Genomic DNA, 15431 nt, shown 5'->3' with positions numbered 1-15431 from the left:
GGCTGACCGACCGCTGTTGCGTCACTCCGCCTGCCATGACAGGCTCCCTTGGCAAATCCCAAAGAACGCACTGACGCGTTCGCCGCGTGCGGGGGGACCGGAAGGCGGACAGAGGCGATAACGCCCGACCGCGCCAAGGCCTGCGCGCCTGTTTGCAAGGGCATGGAAACGCCAATGACGAACTCACTTACGCTGGTCTTCGCGGCCGGTGTGCTGGCGGTGCTGTATGGCGCCGCGCAGACCGCCGTGCTGATGAAGGCGAGCACTGGCAACGACAAGATGCGAGAGATCGCCGCCGCGATCCAGGAAGGCGCCTCGGCCTATCTGAAGCGGCAATATCTAACCATCGGCATCGTCGGGATCGTGATCCTGATCGCCGCCTACTTCCTTATCGGAATCTATGCCGCCATCGGATTTCTTATCGGGGCCGTCCTGTCCGGTGCAGCCGGCTATGCCGGGATGCTGATCTCGGTGCGGGCGAATGTCCGCACGGCGCAGGCCGCGTCCGAAAGTCTGTCCAAGGGGTTGAACCTGGCGTTCCGCTCGGGCGCCATCACCGGCATGTTCGTGGCGGGCGGCGCCCTGATCGGGGTGTCAGGCTACTACATCGTGCTGACCCAGCATCTGGGCTTGGCCTCGACAGGCCGCGAGGTGATCGACGGGCTGGTGGCGCTGGGCTTCGGCGCCTCCCTGATCTCGATCTTCGCGCGCCTGGGTGGCGGCATCTTCACCAAGGGCGCCGACGTGGGCGGCGACATGGTGGGCAAGGTCGAGGCGGGCATTCCCGAGGACGATCCTCGTAACGCCGCCACCATCGCCGACAATGTGGGCGACAACGTCGGCGACTGCGCCGGCATGGCGGCCGATCTGTTCGAGACCTATGCCGTGACGACCGTCGCGACCATGGTGCTGGCCGCGATCTTCTTCAGGGGGCAGCCCTATGTGGATCTGATGATGGTGCTGCCGCTAGCGATCTGCGCGGTGTGTATTGTCACCTCCATCATCGGCAGCTTCTTCGTGCGGCTGGGCAAGTCCAACAACATCATGGGCGCCCTCTATCAGGGGCTTATCGTCACCGGCGTCCTGTCCATCGGCGCGGTCTGGTGGGTGATCGATCAGATGGTGACGGGGCCGATCGTGACGGCCAGCGGTCTGGAGATCCAGCCGATGGCGCTGTTTTGGTCCGGCATGGTCGGTCTGGCGGTGACGGCGGCGATCGTGGTGGTGACCGAATACTACACCGGGTCCGGCTTCCGTCCGGTGCGATCGGTCGCCAACGCCTCGGTGTCCGGGCACGGCACCAACGTCATTCAGGGCCTGGCCGTCTCGCTAGAGGCGACGGCGCTGCCCGCGCTGACGATCATCGTCGGCATCGTGGCCAGCTTCCAGCTGGCCGGCCTGTTCGGCATCGCCATCGCCACGACGACCATGCTGGGCGTGGCGGGAATGATCGTGGCGCTCGACGCCTTTGGACCCGTGACCGACAACGCCGGCGGCATCGCCGAGATGGCCGGTCTGCCCAGCGACGTGCGGCATTCGACGGATGCGCTGGACGCCGTGGGCAACACCACCAAGGCCGTGACCAAGGGCTACGCCATCGGTTCGGCGGGCCTCGGCGCGCTGGTGCTGTTCGCCGCCTATACGTCGGACCTGCAGTATTTCTCGGCCAATCCGGCGGACTATCCGTTCTTCGCCGACATGGGTCCGATCGCCTTCGATCTGACCAATCCCTACGTCGTCGTCGGGCTGCTGTTCGGGGGACTGCTGCCGTTCCTGTTCGGCGGCATGTCGATGATGGCGGTGGGACGGGCCGCCGAATCGGTCGTCGCGGAGGTCCGACGCCAGTTCCGCGAGAACCCCGGCATCATGACCTATGAGGTGAAGCCGGAATACGGCCGGGCGGTCGACATCCTGACCAAGGCGGCGATCCGCGAGATGATCGTGCCGTCGCTGTTGCCGGTGCTGTCGCCGATCGTCCTGTTCGTCGCGGTGCTGGCCATTTCGGACAAGGCGAACGCCTTTGCCGCTCTCGGCGCCATGCTGATGGGCGTGATCGTCACCGGCCTGTTCGTCGCCATTTCGATGACATCAGGCGGCGGCGCCTGGGACAACGCCAAGAAGGTGATCGAGGAAGGCTTCACCGACAAGAACGGCGTCGTCCACGGCAAGGGCTCCGAAGCCCACAAGGCGGCCGTGACCGGCGATACGGTGGGCGATCCCTACAAGGACACGTCGGGTCCGGCGGTGAACCCGATGATCAAGATCACCAATATCGTCGCCCTGCTGCTGCTGGCGGTGCTGGCGAGCGGGACCATCGGCTAGGCGAAACCACAGCCATTTACGAAAACGCCCCGGAGAGCGATCTCCGGGGCGCCTGTGTTTTGGGGAAAGAGCCGCCTTAGTCGGGGCGGCGCTGGCCGGGCGTGTCGTCTTCAGTGCGGGGCAGTTGGCCACGACCGACGTTGCCCAGCAGTTGTTCCAGAACCGTCAGCTCACGACCGCGCGTCGGCGTCTCGTTGCGGTTCATGGCGATCTGCTCGCCGTCCGTCAGGCCGAGAGTGCGCACCGAAGCCACCTGATCGCCCTGCGGGACGAAGGTGATTTCGGTCACGGTGCGCGTCGAAACCTTGGGCAGGTTGTAGGTGTATTTCTCGGTCGTCTGGCTGATGTAGTACCAGACCTGATCCGGCTCGAACGTCGAGGTGGTCGAAGGCGAACCCAGCTTCGCGAGGACGGTTTCCTTGGTGTCCGTGCCGGCGACCACGTCTTGCGGCTTGGCGTCGATGGCCTGGAAGCCGTTGGAGCCGATGGTCGGGGCGCAGGCGGCGGACAGGCCGGCCAGAGAAACAGCGACAAAAAGCGGGACGAAACGGGACATGGTCGGGCGCCTGCGAGAGAACAAGGTCTTTGACCTAGACGGACCTGCGTCCTAGTTCAACGGCGCGGCGGAAAAGGGGCCGTTGGAACCCATGCTGAAAAACCTGTTCAAACCCCGGTCCGGCGTCCGTCTCGGCGACGATCTCTACGCCAAGGCCGTCAGCCAGGCCCGCAATCCGGCCTTCTACACGCACCTGGCGGTCGACGACCGCATCGACGCGCGATTCGAGCTCTACACGCTGCATGTGCTGTTGCTGGTGCTGCGGCTGCGCGATGAGAACACGGCTCAGGGCCAGGATGCGGCTCAGGCGGTGTTCGACGTCTATGTCTCGGCGCTGGATCACGTCCTGCGCGAAGAAGGCGTGGGCGACGTCGCCGTCGGCAAGAAGATGCGCAAGCTGGGCGAAGCCCTCTACGGCCGGATGAACGCCTATGAGCAGCCGTTGCGCGCCGGCGATGCGGCGGCTTTGGCGGAGGCGATGGCGAAGAATGTCTATGCGGATCCGCAAGCGCCCCATGCGGACACATTGGCGCGCTATGCGCTGACGACACGCGCGGCCTTGGCGGCGCAGGATTTCAACAAGGTGCTGGCGACGCCGGCCTGGGCGGAAGTTTGAACGAGATGAGCGCGACGCTCCCCTACAGCGAAACGGTGCGGGTCAATCAGATCGGCGCGGGCCTGAGCCGCCGGCTGGAGCCGGATGCAGACACTCGCAAGCGAATCGCCCGCAGCCTCGATCTTCAGGGGCTGGACGATTTCGCCGTCGATCTGGAAATCAAGCCGACGCCGTCAACCAGCGAATGGACGATGAAGGGCAGGGTGACCGCACATGCGGTGCAGACCTGCGGCCTGACGCTGGAGCCCTTGCCAGTCGATGTGGATCGCCGGTTCTCCATTCAGCTCGTCGAAGCCAAGCCCGAGGAAACCGACGAGATTGAGGTCACGCTGGATGAAGAAGACGCCGACGTGATCGAGGACGGCAAGATCGACCTGGGCCAGTATGCGGTCGAGCAATTGGTGCTGTCGCTTGATCCGTTCCCGCGCAAGCCGGGCGCGGAGTTCGTGCAACCTGAGGAGCCAACGGAGATTTCTCCGTTCGCGGCCCTGAGGGCGCTCAAATCCAAAGACGACCAAGGCTGAGGTTGACGTAGGGGCCGGGTGGTTGCATCCCCCGGCGTCGGCGCTATCGTCCAGCGCATCCTGCCAAGCGTCGCGCGACAAGACGACGCGGCCACAAGAGGTCCATTTGCCAGCCCCAGTTACGATCTCGCTTGACGCCATGGGCGGCGATCACGGGCCCTCCGTCGTCGTTCCCGGCATCCGCAGCTATATCCGCACCCATGACGGCGAGGGGGTTCGCTTCCTGCTGCATGGCGACGAGGCCAAGATCGCGCCGGAACTGGCGCGTTGCGGGCTGGCGGCGGACGTCTGCGAGATACGCCACACCGACAAGGTCGTGGCCATGGACGAAAAGCCGGCCCAGGCCATGCGCCGCGGCAAGGGCTCCAGCCTGTGGAACGCCATCGAGGCGGTGAAGACGGGTCAGGCCGGCGGCGTTGTCTCGGCCGGCAATACCGGCGCCCTGATGGCGATCTCGAAATTGATTCTGCGGATGTCTGCGCCCGGGCTTGAACGTCCGGCCATCGTCGCCAGCTGGCCCACCTTCAAGGGCCACACGGCGGTTCTGGACGTCGGCGCCAACATCGGCAGCGATGCGGAGCAGCTGATCGAGTTCGCCATCATGGGCGAAGCGTTCCAGTCCGCAGTGCGCGGCATCGCCCGCCCGACCATCGGCCTCCTAAACGTCGGGTCCGAGGACATGAAGGGCAACGAACAGGTCAAGGAGGCTCACGCCATCCTGCGCGACGGGCCGTTCGACCTGAACTATCACGGCTTCGTCGAGGGCGACGACATCGCCAAGGGCACGGTGGACGTGGTGGTGACAGACGGCTTCACCGGGAACATCGCGCTTAAGACCGCCGAAGGCACAGCGCGCTATATTTCGGCCCTGCTGAAAGAGGCCCTGACCTCCAACTTGCAATCCAAGCTGGGCGCCGTCATCGCCATGCCGGCGTTGAAGAAAATGCGCCAGAAGATCGACCCCAGCGCCATCAACGGCGGCCCCCTGTTAGGCCTGAACGGTATTGTGGTGAAGAGCCATGGCGGCGCGGACGCCAAGGGATTCGGTAACGCCATCCGCATCGCTGTCGATCTGGCCCGCAGCGACTATATGAGCAAGGTGGGGGACAACCTGGGCAAGCTGGATGCGGTGTTCGATCATGCCGCCAAGCCCGCCGCAGCCGTGGGAGAATCCCTGCAGTGACCGTCACCCGCAGCGCCGTGACAGGCGTCGGCTCTTACCTGCCGGACGAGATCGTCACCAACGCCGACCTGGCTAAGTTCATCGACACCTCCGACGAATGGATCCAGGAGCGCACCGGGATCAAGCAGCGTCACAAGGCGCGTGATGACCAGCCGACCAGCGATCTGGCGGTCGAGGCCGCCAAGAAGGCGCTTGCCGACGCGGGCAAGGCGGCGTCCGACGTCGACCTGATTATCGTGGCCACCACCACGCCGGACATGACCTTCCCGGCGGTCGCGTCGATCGTCCAGGCCAAGCTGGGCGCGGGCGTCGGCATCGCTTTCGACGTGCAGGCCGTCTGCTCCGGTTTCGTCTATGCGCTGAGCGTCGCTGACGGCTTCGTGGCGCGCGGTCTGTCGAAATGCGCTCTGGTGATCGGGGCCGAGGAGATGACGCGGCTGATGGACTGGACCGACCGGACCACCTGCGTCCTGTTCGGGGACGGGGCCGGCGCCGTGGTGCTGGAACCGCGCGAAGGGCAGGGGACATCGGACGACCAGGGTATGCTGGGCTTCGCCTTGCGCGCTGACGGATCCAAGACCGATCTGCTCTACGTCGATGGCGGCCCGGCGACGACGGGGACCGTTGGCCATCTGCGCATGGCCGGAAACCAGGTCTTCCGTCATGCCGTCGTGAACATCGCAGAAGGCATCACCGCCGCCTGCGCCGCCGCCAACATCGAGATCGCGGATGTCGACTGGTTCGTGCCGCACCAGGCTAACCAGCGAATCATCAAGGGCGTCGGCGACCGGCTGGGTCTGGATGAGAACAAGGTGATCTCCACCGTCGCCACCCACGCCAACACCTCGGCCGCCTCGATCCCGCTGGCGCTGGATGCTGCGATCCAGGATGGGCGGATCAAGAAGGGCGATATGGTGCTGCTTGAAGCCATGGGCGGCGGCCTGACCTGGGGCGCCTGCGCGCTTCGGCTCTAATCGACATCGAGGCATTGATTTTTCGGGGGCTTTGCGCCCCTATGGATGCGAGCGGATCGCAGCACAGCGGGGATACGATGGCAGGCCAACAGACCGTGACGCGCGCCGACTTGTGCGAAGCCGTGCATGAAGAGGTTGGCCTGTCGCGTCAGGAATGCTCCAGCCTGGTCGAGCGCACCCTGGAACTGATCGTCGAATCGCTGGAACGCGGCGAGACGGTGAAACTGTCAGGCTTCGGCGTTTTCCAGGTGCGTGAGAAGCGTGCACGGATGGGCCGCAATCCCAAGACGGGCGAACCGGCGGCGATCAATCCGCGCCGGGTCATCAGCTTCCGCGCCTCGCAAATCATGAAAAGCCGGGTTCACGACGCCGTCGTCGAGGCCTGATCGCGGTGGCCAAGAGCGCCGACGCCTTCCGAACCATTTCCGAAGCGGCCGACGAGGTCGGCGCGCCCCAGCATGTGCTGCGGTTCTGGGAGACGAAGTTCGATTTCGTCACGCCTGTGAAACGGGCCGGCGGTCGGCGCTTCTATCGGCCTCAGGACATCGCGGTGCTGAAGGCGGTCAAACGTCTGCTGCACGATGACGGACTGACGATTCGCGGCGTCCAGCGTCTGCACAAGGAGCAGGGGCTGAAAAAGCTGATCGGGGCGGAGGCCGCCGCATTGATCGACGACGGCGATGTCACGATCTCTGCGGCGACTTCCGATGTCGCGCGGGCCGAAACCTCGAAATTGCATCGGGTTCTGGCCGATCTCGAGCAGGCCAAAGCGCGTCTGGACGCCGTTCTTTCACGGTAGGTGGAAAAGTCGTTTTAGCGTTTGCGGACAGCGGTCCCCCCGTCTATAGGGAGCGCCTTCGGAGCGTGGCGCAGCCTGGTAGCGCACTTGACTGGGGGTCAAGGGGTCGCAGGTTCGAATCCTGTCGCTCCGACCATTCTTGAAAAAGAATGATGATGGTGGGGTCGTCCTTGCGGGCGGCCCCATCGCCGTATCTGGGGGGCAGGTTCGGCGCTCAGCCGCGCTCGGCCCATCGCAGCAACGGGATGAGAGGCAGGCCCCAGGCGGTCCCGCCGATGCCGAAGAACAGGAAGTCGATCCACTGCGACGGCGGCAGCATTCCGCGCAGGGCGATCAGGCCCCAGACCCAGAAAACGAGAAAGAGCAGCACGCCGATCGCGGCGACGAAGCGACGCAGACGGGGCGGCATCAGCGCTTGTTCCGGAACAGGAAGAAGGCGACCAGACAGATGCCCGATCCAACGAGCGCCCACGGCACCCAGACCCAGCTGTCCATCGTGCTGACCGCGAAGACCCGGACCGCCAGGAACCATCCACAGGCCAGGCCGATCCCGGACACCAGGCTTGTGCCGCCGAAGCCGCGCCGGCCTGTCAGAAGGTCCGCGATCCAGGCCAGCAGCAGGCCGCCTGCGACGGCGGCGGCGATATCGGCGTATTGCAACCCTGATCTCCTGCGGCGACAGCGCCGTTAACTCAATCCGACTCGATCTTGTCGCTTGGGGCGGGCATACCGCACCGGTCGCGTCTGGTCTTTGTTCGACGCGACACCATATCCGGGTCAGTGTCAGGCGTCGAATGAACCGTTTCGGAAATCCAGATCGTAACCGCGCCGTCGCCGTGTGGCTGTTCGCCACGGCCGCCGTCGTCTTCCTGATGGTGGTGATCGGCGGCATCACGCGGCTGACGGGCTCGGGCCTGTCGATCACGGAGTGGAAGCCCATCATGGGCGCCATTCCGCCTCTGAACGACGCGCAGTGGGCTGAGGCCTTCGAGAAATACAAGCAGATCCCGCAGTACGCGCAGGTCAATGCCGGCATGAGCCTGGGCGAGTTTCAGGGCATCTTCTGGTGGGAATGGCTGCACAGGCTGATCGGTCGTCTGGTCGGTATGGTATTCGCCCTGCCGCTGATCATCTTCCTGCTGTGCCGTCTGGCGCCGGCCCGGTCGGTATTTCATCAGTGGGCTATGCCCAACCGCCTGATCTGGCGTTGTGTCCTGCTCCTGGCCTTGGGCGGCCTTCAGGGTCTGATCGGTTGGTGGATGGTGTCCAGCGGCTTGTCGGAGCGGGTTAGCGTCGCGCCGGAGCGTCTGGCGACGCACCTGGGCCTGGCGTTCGTTCTGTTCGCCGCCCTGATCTGGACGGGGCTAGAGGCTTGGAACGGTGAGGATCACGGCCGGCCGCCGTCGGGTTGGGCGAGGGGCGCCGGCCTGCTGCTGGGCGCGGTGTTTCTGCAATGTCTGCTGGGCGCTCTGGTTGCGGGCGGTCATGCGGGACTGGTCTATACCGACTGGCCGCTGATGAACGGCGCCGTTCTGCCGCCTGCGGACTGGAGCCTGGGCGCGGCCGCCTTCCTGCATGATCAGGCGCTGACGCAGTTCAATCACCGACTGGTCGCCTATGCTCTGCTGATCGCCGTCAGCGTCTATGCCTTCCAGGCCTGGCGCTGGCGCGTGGCGGAGGGAATGGGGCTCGGCGCCTTCACGCTTGCGGGTGCGATCTGGTTCCAGGCTCTGCTGGGAATCGTGACCTTGGTGCACGCCGTTCCGGTGTGGCTGGGCGTGCTGCACCAGGCGGGCGCCGCGATCGTGCTGGCGACGGCCACCGTGAACCTTTGGTTGGTGCTGCGGGCTCAGCCGCGCATCTTCATGTCCGGACCGAGGACCATGGGCCTCTGATCGCCAGCGTCATGCCGGGGTACATGATGTTTACGAACAGCACCTCGACATCCGGCGAGAAGCAGGCGCCGGCGAACTCCGAGTTGCCGGTGAAGACGTTGCGGCCGATCGTATAGACCTTGCCCTCTGGCGTGACGCCTTTCAGGTGGTTGCGGACGTCCGAGGAATAGTTGTCCTCGCACAGGATCAGGTGTCCCCAGGGCGCGACGGTGATGTTGTCGGCCATGTTCATCATCTTTGGATCAGTGCTCTCGACGAACAGCTGAAGACGATCGGCGGCGCCGTTCATGCCGGGAACCAACCGCATGACCTGACCGCGGCGGATCGGCCCGCCAGAGGTCGCGGTGAAATACAGCTCGTCGTCGCCCCACCAGACGCCTTCGCCCCGCGCAACCCAGGCCGCGCCGGCTGCATGACCGCGCTTGGCCAGGTCGCCATTGGGAGACTCGACGTCGTCCAGATCGATCCATTCGATCTCCCTCCAGTCGCCGACAGCCCAGGTGCGACCGTCCTGATTGCGCGTGTCGGCCGAGGGCGCGCCTTTCCAGGCCATTGCCTGAAGCCGGCCGCCCTCGATCAACTTGCCGGGCGCATTGGGAATGAAGCGATAGAAAAGGCCGGCGTTGTCGTCTTCGGTCAGATAGACGACGCCGGTGCGGGGATCGACGCAGACGGCCTCGTGATCGAACCGGCCCATCGCCTTGAGAGGCTCGGGATCAATCAGGCCGGTCGCGGTCGCCGGCACTTCGAAGACCCACCCGTGGCTCTTGGTCACATCGGCGTCGGCCGGCGTCTCCAGCGTCTCCTCGCAGGTCAGCCAGCTGCCCCACGGCGTCGGGCCGCCGCAGCAGTTGGTCGAGGTGCCGGCCAGCGTCAGATGCCGGCTGACCATCTGGCGGGTCGCCAGATCATAGATGATGGTGGAACAGCCGCCGGGCAGGGGGCGGCCATTCTTGTAGGTGTCGTAGCCCCGGCTGGCGTCCAACAGGTCAAGCCGTTCCTCCCGCAGGCCGCCTGGACCCAGGTTGCGGTGCAGGCCGCTGGAGCCCTTCAGCTCATGATTGACGACCAGGGCCACGCGAGACCCTTCAAGCGGGAAACACGCCATGCCGTCGGGCTGTCCCGGAGCGAACAGGCCGTCGTCCATCGTGTCGCCGCTCTGGGCCACGACCTGATAGGAAAAGCCTTCGGGCAGATCGAGCAGTCGATTGGGATCGCGCAGCAGCGGGCCGTAGCCATGGACCTCGTTGACGTAGGTCTCTTCACCCGCCGTGTGAGCGGCGGCGTGATGCGCCAGTCCCGAGAAGGCGGCGGCTGCGCCCGTGGCGATCAGACCGCGACGATGAAGGATCATAAAGGGCTCCAAAGCTGTCGCCGTTGCGATGCCCGCCTATAATCATGGTTTGATGACGTTTTGTGTTACGACGTAACGCTGCTCACACCAATTACGCTGGGTATTTTAATACCGTATTTGAAAACGTGTGTTTGAACAATACGTTGTGGCAAATGCAGTGTTTTGGCGTGCGTTGACGCGACCAATCGTCTCCTGTATCAGCGCGCCTTCATTCGGTTCCCTCGGGGACCGGACCCGATTTTCGTCTCCAGGAACCCCCTCATGCTGAAGAGCACTACGGCTTCGTTGAAGCCGGCCGAGGTCGAGAAGAAGTGGATCCACATCGACGCCGAAGGCGTCGTGGTGGGCCGCCTTGCGACCTTCATCGCCAACCGTCTGCGCGGCAAGCACCGCGGCGACTACACCCCGCACGTCGATTGCGGCGACTATGTCGTCGTCACCAACGTCGACAAGGTGGTGTTCACGGGCAAGAAGAACACCGACAAGATCTACTATCGCCACACCGGTCACCCGGGCGGCGTCAAGTCGACCACGCCTGAGAAGGTTCTGGGCGGCCGCTTCCCCGAGCGCGTGCTTGAAAAGGCCGTCGAGCGCATGCTGCCCAAGGAAAGCCCCTTGGCCCGCAAGCAGATGACGCACCTGCGCCTGTTCGCCGGCGCCGCGCACGACCACGAAGCCCAGCAACCGGAAACGATCGACTTCAAGTCGGCGTCGCCCAAGAACACCCGGAGCGTCTGAGCATGACCGACGTGACCAACACCGAAACCGCAACCGGCTTCGACGCTCTGAAGGGCCTGAGCTCTTCGGTCGAGAACGACGCGCCCGTCTATGTCCAGAAGCTGGACGCACAGGGCCGCGCCTATTCGACCGGCAAACGCAAGAACGCCATCGCTCGCGTCTGGGTGAAGCCCGGCACCGGCAAGATCACCATCAACGGCAAGGACCAAGAGCAGTATTTCGCTCGTCCCGTGCTGCGCATGATGATCGCTCAGCCGCTGACCGTCTCGGACCGCGCCACGCAATATGACGTGATCTGCACCGTCGAAGGTTCGGGTCTGTCGGGCCAGGCCGGCGCCATCCGCCACGGCCTGTCGCACGCCCTGACGCACTTCGAACCGGAACTGCGCAAGGTCCTGAAGCCGCACGGCTTCCTGACCCGCGACAGCCGCGTCGTCGAGCGCAAGAAGTACGGCCGCGCCAAGGCTCGCCGCAGCTTCCAGTTCTCGAAGCGCTAATCGCGTTTACGCGGTTTGGATTTGGGGCGCTTCGGGGAGACCCGAAGCGCCCTTTTTCTTGCGCCTTTGCTCCTTAAGCGGAGAAGGGACGGGAGAGACAAATGACCCATACCATCTTCATCGACGGCGAGGCCGGCACCACGGGGCTGGAAATCCGCGAGCGGCTGGAAGCGCGCCCGGATCTAAATCTGCTGTTGCTGGGCGATAGACGTCGGGATGCGGATGCACGGCGCGAGGCTCTGAACGGCGCCGATGCGGTTATCCTGTGTCTGCCCGACGATGCCGCGCGGGAAGCCGTGTCCATGATCGCCAACCCGTCGGTTAAGGTGATCGACGCCTCGACCGCCTACCGGGTCGCGCCGGGCTGGGCCTATGGCTTTCCTGAAATGGATGCCGGGCAGCGTGCGCTGATCGCGCGCTCTCAGTTCGTGTCGAACCCCGGTTGCTATCCGACCGGTTTCATCGCTTTGGTGCGGCCGCTGGTGAAGGCGGGTCTGGTGCCCGCCAACTATCCGGTCACGGTCAATGCGGTGTCTGGCTATTCCGGCGGCGGCAAAGCCATGATCGCCGAGTTTGAAGCCGCCCCAAAAGATGGCGGGGCCGCCGCGACCGCCTACCGGGCCTATGGTCTGACGCTGAGGCACAAGCATGTGCCCGAAATGACCAAACACACAAGTCTGAGCCGAGACGTGCTGTTCACGCCGGCGGTCGGAAACTATCGCCAGGGCATGCTGGTCGAGGTTCCGCTGCATCTGGCGGCCCTGCCGGAAACCCCCTCTGTCGAACGGCTGCACGGCGCCCTGGTCGAGGCCTATGACGGCCAGCGGTTCGTCGAGGTCGCCGACCTGGAGGAGACCGAAGCCATGACCGGAATCGAGCCCGAAGGCCTGAACGGCACCAATCGCCTGCGCTTGCATGTCTTCGGCGATCGCAATGGCGAGCAGGCGCGGCTGGTCGCTTTGCTCGACAATCTGGGCAAGGGCGCGTCGGGCGCGGCGGTGCAGAACCTGAACATCATGCTGGGCCTGGATGAGGCGACCGGTCTGATCTGAGGTCTGAAACCATTCGGCGGCGTTCGTCGTATCAGGGACATGACCCAGTCCCTGATCCTGCATCGCCGGGGCCTTCTGATGGGCGCCGGCGCGCTCGCCCTGTCCGCCTGCTCGCCTGAGACATCCGAAGCCGGGGAGGGGCAGTACGCAGCCTCGCCCTATCGTCGGGTGTCCGATGCGGATTGGCGACGACGCTTGGGCGACGCCTCCTGGCGCGTCATGCGGCACGAGGGGACGGAGCGTCCCTATTCCAGCCCGCTGAACGATCAGCACGCTCGCGGGACCTTCGTCTGCAAGGGCTGCGATCTGCCGCTCTTCCGATCGCAGTGGAAGTTCGATTCCCACACCGGTTGGCCCAGCTTCTATGACGTCATCGCCGCCAATATCGGCAAGAAGCGTGACCTGGCCATCGGCATTCCACGCACCGAATACCATTGCGCACGCTGCCTGGGACACCAGGGGCATGTCTTCGACGACGGTCCGCGCCCGACGGGGCTGCGCTACTGCAACAACGGCGTGGCGCTGAAGTTCGTCTCGGTCTAGGCGCGACGCGCGCGCACGGCTGAATCGACGGTTAGGCCGAAGATGACCGAGGCGATGATCACCAGCAGCCCATAGTCGTGACCGGCGAAGAATACGGGCGCGCAGGCCATGGCGATTACGATCAGTGGAAACAGTCCGGCCCACACCGCCGTGCCCGGCGTGCTGACGTGGATCAGCGGCTGAGCGACCGGTCGCTTCATCGCGCGCGCCATCCGTTCGTTAAGCAGGACGAAAGCGGCCGCGCAGATGACGGCCGAGATCACGTATTTGACCGTGTTGCCCGGTTCTCCGAACAGGCTGGCCGTCATGATCAGCAGGATCAAGGCGACGCCTGTGCTGAGGGCGAGCAAGGCGTTGGGTTCGAGACGGTTCAAGACTTCACTTTCACATAGCTGCCCGGCGCCGTCTCGATGGGCTTGAGCGGGCCCTTGGCGGGGTCGCGGGCGGGGATTTGCTTACCGGATCGCGCGCCGAGCCAGGCCGACCAATGCTCCCACCAGCTGCCAGGATGTTCGATGGCTCCCGCCTGCCATTCAGCCAAGGTCGCGGGCAGGGCAGGGTTGGTCCAGTGCTGATACTTCTTTGCGGCCGGGGCGTTGATGACGCCGGCGATGTGACCTGACCCGGCTAGGGTGAAGGTCACATCCTTGCCGCCGAACAGTTTGGCGGACCGATAGACCGAGTTCATCGGCGCGATGTGATCCTCTCGGCTGGCCTGAAAATAGAGCGGGATCTCGACCTTCGACAGGTCAGCCGTCAGGCCGCCGATCTCGAACTGCCCCTTGGCCAGGGCATTGGCCCCATACATCTGACGCAGATAGTCCAGATGCAGCGCCTTGGGCATGCGGGTCTGGTCGGCGTTCCAGAACAGCAGGTCGAAGGCGGGCGGATCCTTGCCCAGCAGATAGTTGCTGATGAAGAAGGACCAGATCAGGTCGCTGGACCGCAGGGCGTTGAACGTTTCGGCCATGGCTGCGCCCGGCAGGACGCCGCCCGCCGCATCCATCTGACGCTCGATCTCGGCGATCCAGTGTTCGTCGGTGAATAGCAGCAGGTCGCCGGCCTCGGCGAAGTCATGTTGAGCGGCGAAGAAGGTGGCGGCGGCGATGCGCTTGTCGCCCTTGGCCGCCATATGCGCCAGACCAGAGCCAAGCAGGGTGCCGCCGATGCAATATCCCACGGAGTTCAGTTGCTTGGTTCCCGCCTGCTCCAGCGTCTTCTCGACCGCGCGGTAGATGCCCTTTTCCAGATAGTCGTCGAAGCCGAAGCCGGCCTTGTCCTTATCTGGATTGACCCAGGAACAGACGAAGACCGTGAAGCCCTGAGCCGACAGCCAGCGGATCAGCGAGTTCGCCGGCTGTAGGTCCATGATGTAGAATTTGTTGATCCAGGGCGGGAAAATCAGCAGGGGGATTTCGTGCTGCGTCTCGGTCGTCGGCGCGTACTGGATCAGCTCGAACAACTCATCGCGCCAGACGACCTGGCCCGGCGCCGTGGCGACATTCTCGCCGACGATGAACTTGCCATAGTCGGCCTGGCTGATGCGCAGCGATCCGCCGCCACGTTCAAGATCCGCGGCGAAGTTCTGCATGCCCTTCACCAGCGATTCGCCGCTTGTCTCCGCCAAGGCCTTCAGCGCGACGGGGTTGGAGGCCAAAAAGTTGGACGGCGAGAAGGCGTCGGTCAGCAGGCGGGTGAAGAATTGGGCGCGACGTTTCAGCGTCGGGTCGACGTCCTCGACCCCGGCGATCAGGCCGTTCATCCAATCCGAAGTCAGCAGATAGGATCGCCGCATCATGTCGAACATCGGGTTTTCGGACCAGGCCGGATCCTTGAATCGCTTGTCGACCGGAGCGGGATCGGGCGCCTCGCCGGCCGCCTGACGCGCCGTCGATGACCAGAGCTGCATATAGCGCCCAAACAGGTCGGCCTGGGCCTGAATCATCTTGTCGGGCTGGGCGGCCAGGCTGGTCATGACTGACGTCATGGCTGGCGCGACGTTGAAGGGATCGGCGGAAAGGGCGGCCGGCCGATCGGCCTGGGTCAGCGCCGCCTCGGCGATCGCGCTCTGAGCCATCATGGCAGCCTTGGCCAGATTCATCGACAGGGTTTCAATCAACTCGGCCTGATTGGGCGTCGCTGCGGTCGGTTCAGGAGTCGGCTGTGCATGGGTTTCAGAGGCGGCTTGCCGCGTTTCGGCAGGTTTCGACCTAGACTGGCGAGGCGGGCGGGGCTTGGCGGACGTCGGACGTCCGGCCTTGCGTGCGGGGCGATCGGGGGCGTCTGTCGGCGTTCTGGGAGTGTTGGCCATGATCGTCCTTCGCGCGTCCTGCGCCAGAGGGCGGTTCATCCGCCCTTCCGCGCACCGCGATGATGGC

18 protein-coding genes and 1 tRNA gene are annotated in these 15431 nt (G+C 64.7%); 13 read left to right on the top strand and 6 right to left on the bottom strand.

Annotated elements, in window-relative coordinates; translation table 11 throughout:
* Nucleotides 1-174: 174 nt before the first annotated feature.
* Entirely contained in the window at nucleotides 175-2322 is a 2148-nt protein-coding gene (locus ASF31_RS04950) for a sodium-translocating pyrophosphatase (protein WP_055753608.1), read from the top strand.
* Nucleotides 2323-2398: 76 nt separating this feature from the next.
* Here ASF31_RS04950 and ASF31_RS04945 read toward each other — a convergent pair whose 3' ends face one another.
* Entirely contained in the window at nucleotides 2399-2878 is a 480-nt protein-coding gene (locus ASF31_RS04945) for an outer membrane protein assembly factor BamE (RefSeq protein ID WP_017503908.1), read from the bottom strand.
* A 91-nt stretch (nucleotides 2879-2969) separates the two neighbouring features.
* On the opposite strand from ASF31_RS04945, the gene ASF31_RS04940 reads away from it, so the two are divergent.
* From ASF31_RS04940 to ASF31_RS04910, 7 genes are all read left to right on the top strand, one after another.
* The gene (locus tag ASF31_RS04940; protein WP_055753607.1) at nucleotides 2970-3494 is read left to right on the top strand and encodes a ubiquinol-cytochrome C chaperone family protein; all 525 of its coding nucleotides are present in this window, start codon (nucleotides 2970-2972) and stop codon (nucleotides 3492-3494) included.
* Nucleotides 3495-3499: 5 nt separating this feature from the next.
* Nucleotides 3500-4018, top strand: a complete 519-nt coding sequence (locus ASF31_RS04935) for a DUF177 domain-containing protein (protein ID WP_055753606.1) — start codon at nucleotides 3500-3502, stop codon at nucleotides 4016-4018.
* Nucleotides 4019-4157: 139 nt separating this feature from the next.
* Nucleotides 4158-5201 (top strand): phosphate acyltransferase PlsX, encoded by a 1044-nt coding sequence (gene plsX, locus ASF31_RS04930; RefSeq protein WP_055753605.1) that lies wholly within the window; start codon nucleotides 4158-4160, stop codon nucleotides 5199-5201.
* Nucleotides 5198-6175, top strand: a complete 978-nt coding sequence (locus ASF31_RS04925) for a beta-ketoacyl-ACP synthase III (protein WP_055753604.1) — start codon at nucleotides 5198-5200, stop codon at nucleotides 6173-6175. The genes plsX and ASF31_RS04925 overlap by 4 nt, the downstream gene beginning before the upstream one ends.
* Nucleotides 6176-6252: 77 nt before the next feature.
* Nucleotides 6253-6561 (top strand): integration host factor subunit alpha, encoded by a 309-nt coding sequence (locus tag ASF31_RS04920; protein ID WP_026108237.1) that lies wholly within the window; start codon nucleotides 6253-6255, stop codon nucleotides 6559-6561.
* Nucleotides 6562-6566: 5 nt separating this feature from the next.
* The gene (locus ASF31_RS04915; protein WP_055753603.1) at nucleotides 6567-6974 is read left to right on the top strand and encodes a MerR family transcriptional regulator; all 408 of its coding nucleotides are present in this window, start codon (nucleotides 6567-6569) and stop codon (nucleotides 6972-6974) included.
* 59 nt (nucleotides 6975-7033) lie between these two features.
* Nucleotides 7034-7110: transfer RNA gene (locus ASF31_RS04910), tRNA-Pro, on the top strand.
* A gap of 78 nt (nucleotides 7111-7188) precedes the next feature.
* Here ASF31_RS04910 and ASF31_RS04905 read toward each other — a convergent pair.
* Together ASF31_RS04905 and ASF31_RS04900 are read right to left on the bottom strand one after the other, a co-directional pair.
* A complete protein-coding gene (locus tag ASF31_RS04905; RefSeq protein WP_017503901.1) occupies nucleotides 7189-7383 on the bottom strand; it encodes a DUF2842 domain-containing protein in 195 nt (64 codons plus the stop codon).
* A complete protein-coding gene (locus ASF31_RS04900; RefSeq protein WP_017503900.1) occupies nucleotides 7383-7634 on the bottom strand; it encodes a hypothetical protein in 252 nt (83 codons plus the stop codon). Before ASF31_RS04900 ends, ASF31_RS04905 begins: the two co-directional genes overlap by 1 nt.
* Nucleotides 7635-7768: 134 nt before the next feature.
* Here ASF31_RS04900 and ASF31_RS04895 point away from each other — a divergent pair, with 134 nt between their 5' ends.
* A complete protein-coding gene (locus ASF31_RS04895; protein WP_055753602.1) occupies nucleotides 7769-8869 on the top strand; it encodes a COX15/CtaA family protein in 1101 nt (366 codons plus the stop codon).
* On the opposite strand, the gene ASF31_RS04890 is transcribed toward ASF31_RS04895, so the two are convergent.
* Nucleotides 8838-10223 carry an alkaline phosphatase PhoX gene (locus ASF31_RS04890; protein WP_055753601.1) on the bottom strand — a complete coding sequence of 462 codons (1386 nt, stop codon included), beginning with the start codon at nucleotides 10221-10223 and terminating at the stop codon, nucleotides 8838-8840. The genes ASF31_RS04895 and ASF31_RS04890 overlap by 32 nt on opposite strands.
* A 261-nt stretch (nucleotides 10224-10484) precedes the next feature.
* On the opposite strand from ASF31_RS04890, the gene rplM reads away from it, so the two are divergent.
* From rplM to msrB, 4 genes are all read left to right on the top strand, one after another.
* Nucleotides 10485-10961: a 50S ribosomal protein L13 gene (gene rplM, locus ASF31_RS04885; protein ID WP_017503897.1), complete on the top strand. Its 477-nt coding sequence runs from the start codon at nucleotides 10485-10487 to the stop codon at nucleotides 10959-10961.
* A 2-nt stretch (nucleotides 10962-10963) separates the two neighbouring features.
* Nucleotides 10964-11458 (top strand): 30S ribosomal protein S9, encoded by a 495-nt coding sequence (gene rpsI / locus ASF31_RS04880; RefSeq protein WP_017503896.1) that lies wholly within the window; start codon nucleotides 10964-10966, stop codon nucleotides 11456-11458.
* A 101-nt stretch (nucleotides 11459-11559) separates the two neighbouring features.
* Nucleotides 11560-12510: an N-acetyl-gamma-glutamyl-phosphate reductase gene (gene argC / locus ASF31_RS04875; RefSeq protein WP_055753600.1), complete on the top strand. Its 951-nt coding sequence runs from the start codon at nucleotides 11560-11562 to the stop codon at nucleotides 12508-12510.
* Nucleotides 12511-12549: 39 nt separating this feature from the next.
* Nucleotides 12550-13053: a peptide-methionine (R)-S-oxide reductase MsrB gene (gene msrB, locus ASF31_RS04870; protein WP_055753599.1), complete on the top strand. Its 504-nt coding sequence runs from the start codon at nucleotides 12550-12552 to the stop codon at nucleotides 13051-13053.
* Here the strand turns inward: msrB and ASF31_RS04865 are convergent.
* The gene (locus ASF31_RS04865) at nucleotides 13050-13427 is read right to left on the bottom strand and encodes a hypothetical protein (RefSeq protein WP_055753598.1); all 378 of its coding nucleotides are present in this window, start codon (nucleotides 13425-13427) and stop codon (nucleotides 13050-13052) included. The genes msrB and ASF31_RS04865 overlap by 4 nt on opposite strands.
* Nucleotides 13424-15364, bottom strand: a complete 1941-nt coding sequence (gene phaC, locus ASF31_RS04860; protein ID WP_156355872.1) for a class I poly(R)-hydroxyalkanoic acid synthase — start codon at nucleotides 15362-15364, stop codon at nucleotides 13424-13426. Before phaC ends, ASF31_RS04865 begins: the two co-directional genes overlap by 4 nt.
* Nucleotides 15365-15431: the final 67 nt, after the last annotated feature.

Source organism: Brevundimonas sp. Leaf280, from assembly GCF_001422455.1.
Taxonomy (GTDB): domain Bacteria; phylum Pseudomonadota; class Alphaproteobacteria; order Caulobacterales; family Caulobacteraceae; genus Brevundimonas.
This window is presented reverse-complemented; position numbering and strand designations above follow the sequence as displayed.

Bases quoted from the DNA above. Each gene is read 5' to 3' on its own strand.
- ASF31_RS04950 (WP_055753608.1), top strand. From the start codon at position 175: ATGACGAACTCACTTACGCTGGTCTTCGCGGCCGGTGTGCTGGCGGTG.
- ASF31_RS04945 (WP_017503908.1), bottom strand. From the start codon at position 2,878: ATGTCCCGTTTCGTCCCGCTTTTTGTCGCTGTTTCTCTGGCCGGCCTG.
- ASF31_RS04940 (WP_055753607.1), top strand. From the start codon at position 2,970: ATGCTGAAAAACCTGTTCAAACCCCGGTCCGGCGTCCGTCTCGGCGAC.
- ASF31_RS04935 (WP_055753606.1), top strand. From the start codon at position 3,500: ATGAGCGCGACGCTCCCCTACAGCGAAACGGTGCGGGTCAATCAGATC.
- plsX (WP_055753605.1), top strand. From the start codon at position 4,158: ATGGGCGGCGATCACGGGCCCTCCGTCGTCGTTCCCGGCATCCGCAGC.
- ASF31_RS04920 (WP_026108237.1), top strand. From the start codon at position 6,253: ATGGCAGGCCAACAGACCGTGACGCGCGCCGACTTGTGCGAAGCCGTG.
- ASF31_RS04905 (WP_017503901.1), bottom strand. From the start codon at position 7,383: ATGCCGCCCCGTCTGCGTCGCTTCGTCGCCGCGATCGGCGTGCTGCTC.
- ASF31_RS04895 (WP_055753602.1), top strand. From the start codon at position 7,769: ATGAACCGTTTCGGAAATCCAGATCGTAACCGCGCCGTCGCCGTGTGG.
- ASF31_RS04890 (WP_055753601.1), bottom strand. From the start codon at position 10,223: ATGATCCTTCATCGTCGCGGTCTGATCGCCACGGGCGCAGCCGCCGCC.
- rplM (WP_017503897.1), top strand. From the start codon at position 10,485: ATGCTGAAGAGCACTACGGCTTCGTTGAAGCCGGCCGAGGTCGAGAAG.
- rpsI (WP_017503896.1), top strand. From the start codon at position 10,964: ATGACCGACGTGACCAACACCGAAACCGCAACCGGCTTCGACGCTCTG.
- argC (WP_055753600.1), top strand. From the start codon at position 11,560: ATGACCCATACCATCTTCATCGACGGCGAGGCCGGCACCACGGGGCTG.
- msrB (WP_055753599.1), top strand. From the start codon at position 12,550: ATGACCCAGTCCCTGATCCTGCATCGCCGGGGCCTTCTGATGGGCGCC.
- phaC (WP_156355872.1), bottom strand. From the start codon at position 15,364: ATGGCCAACACTCCCAGAACGCCGACAGACGCCCCCGATCGCCCCGCA.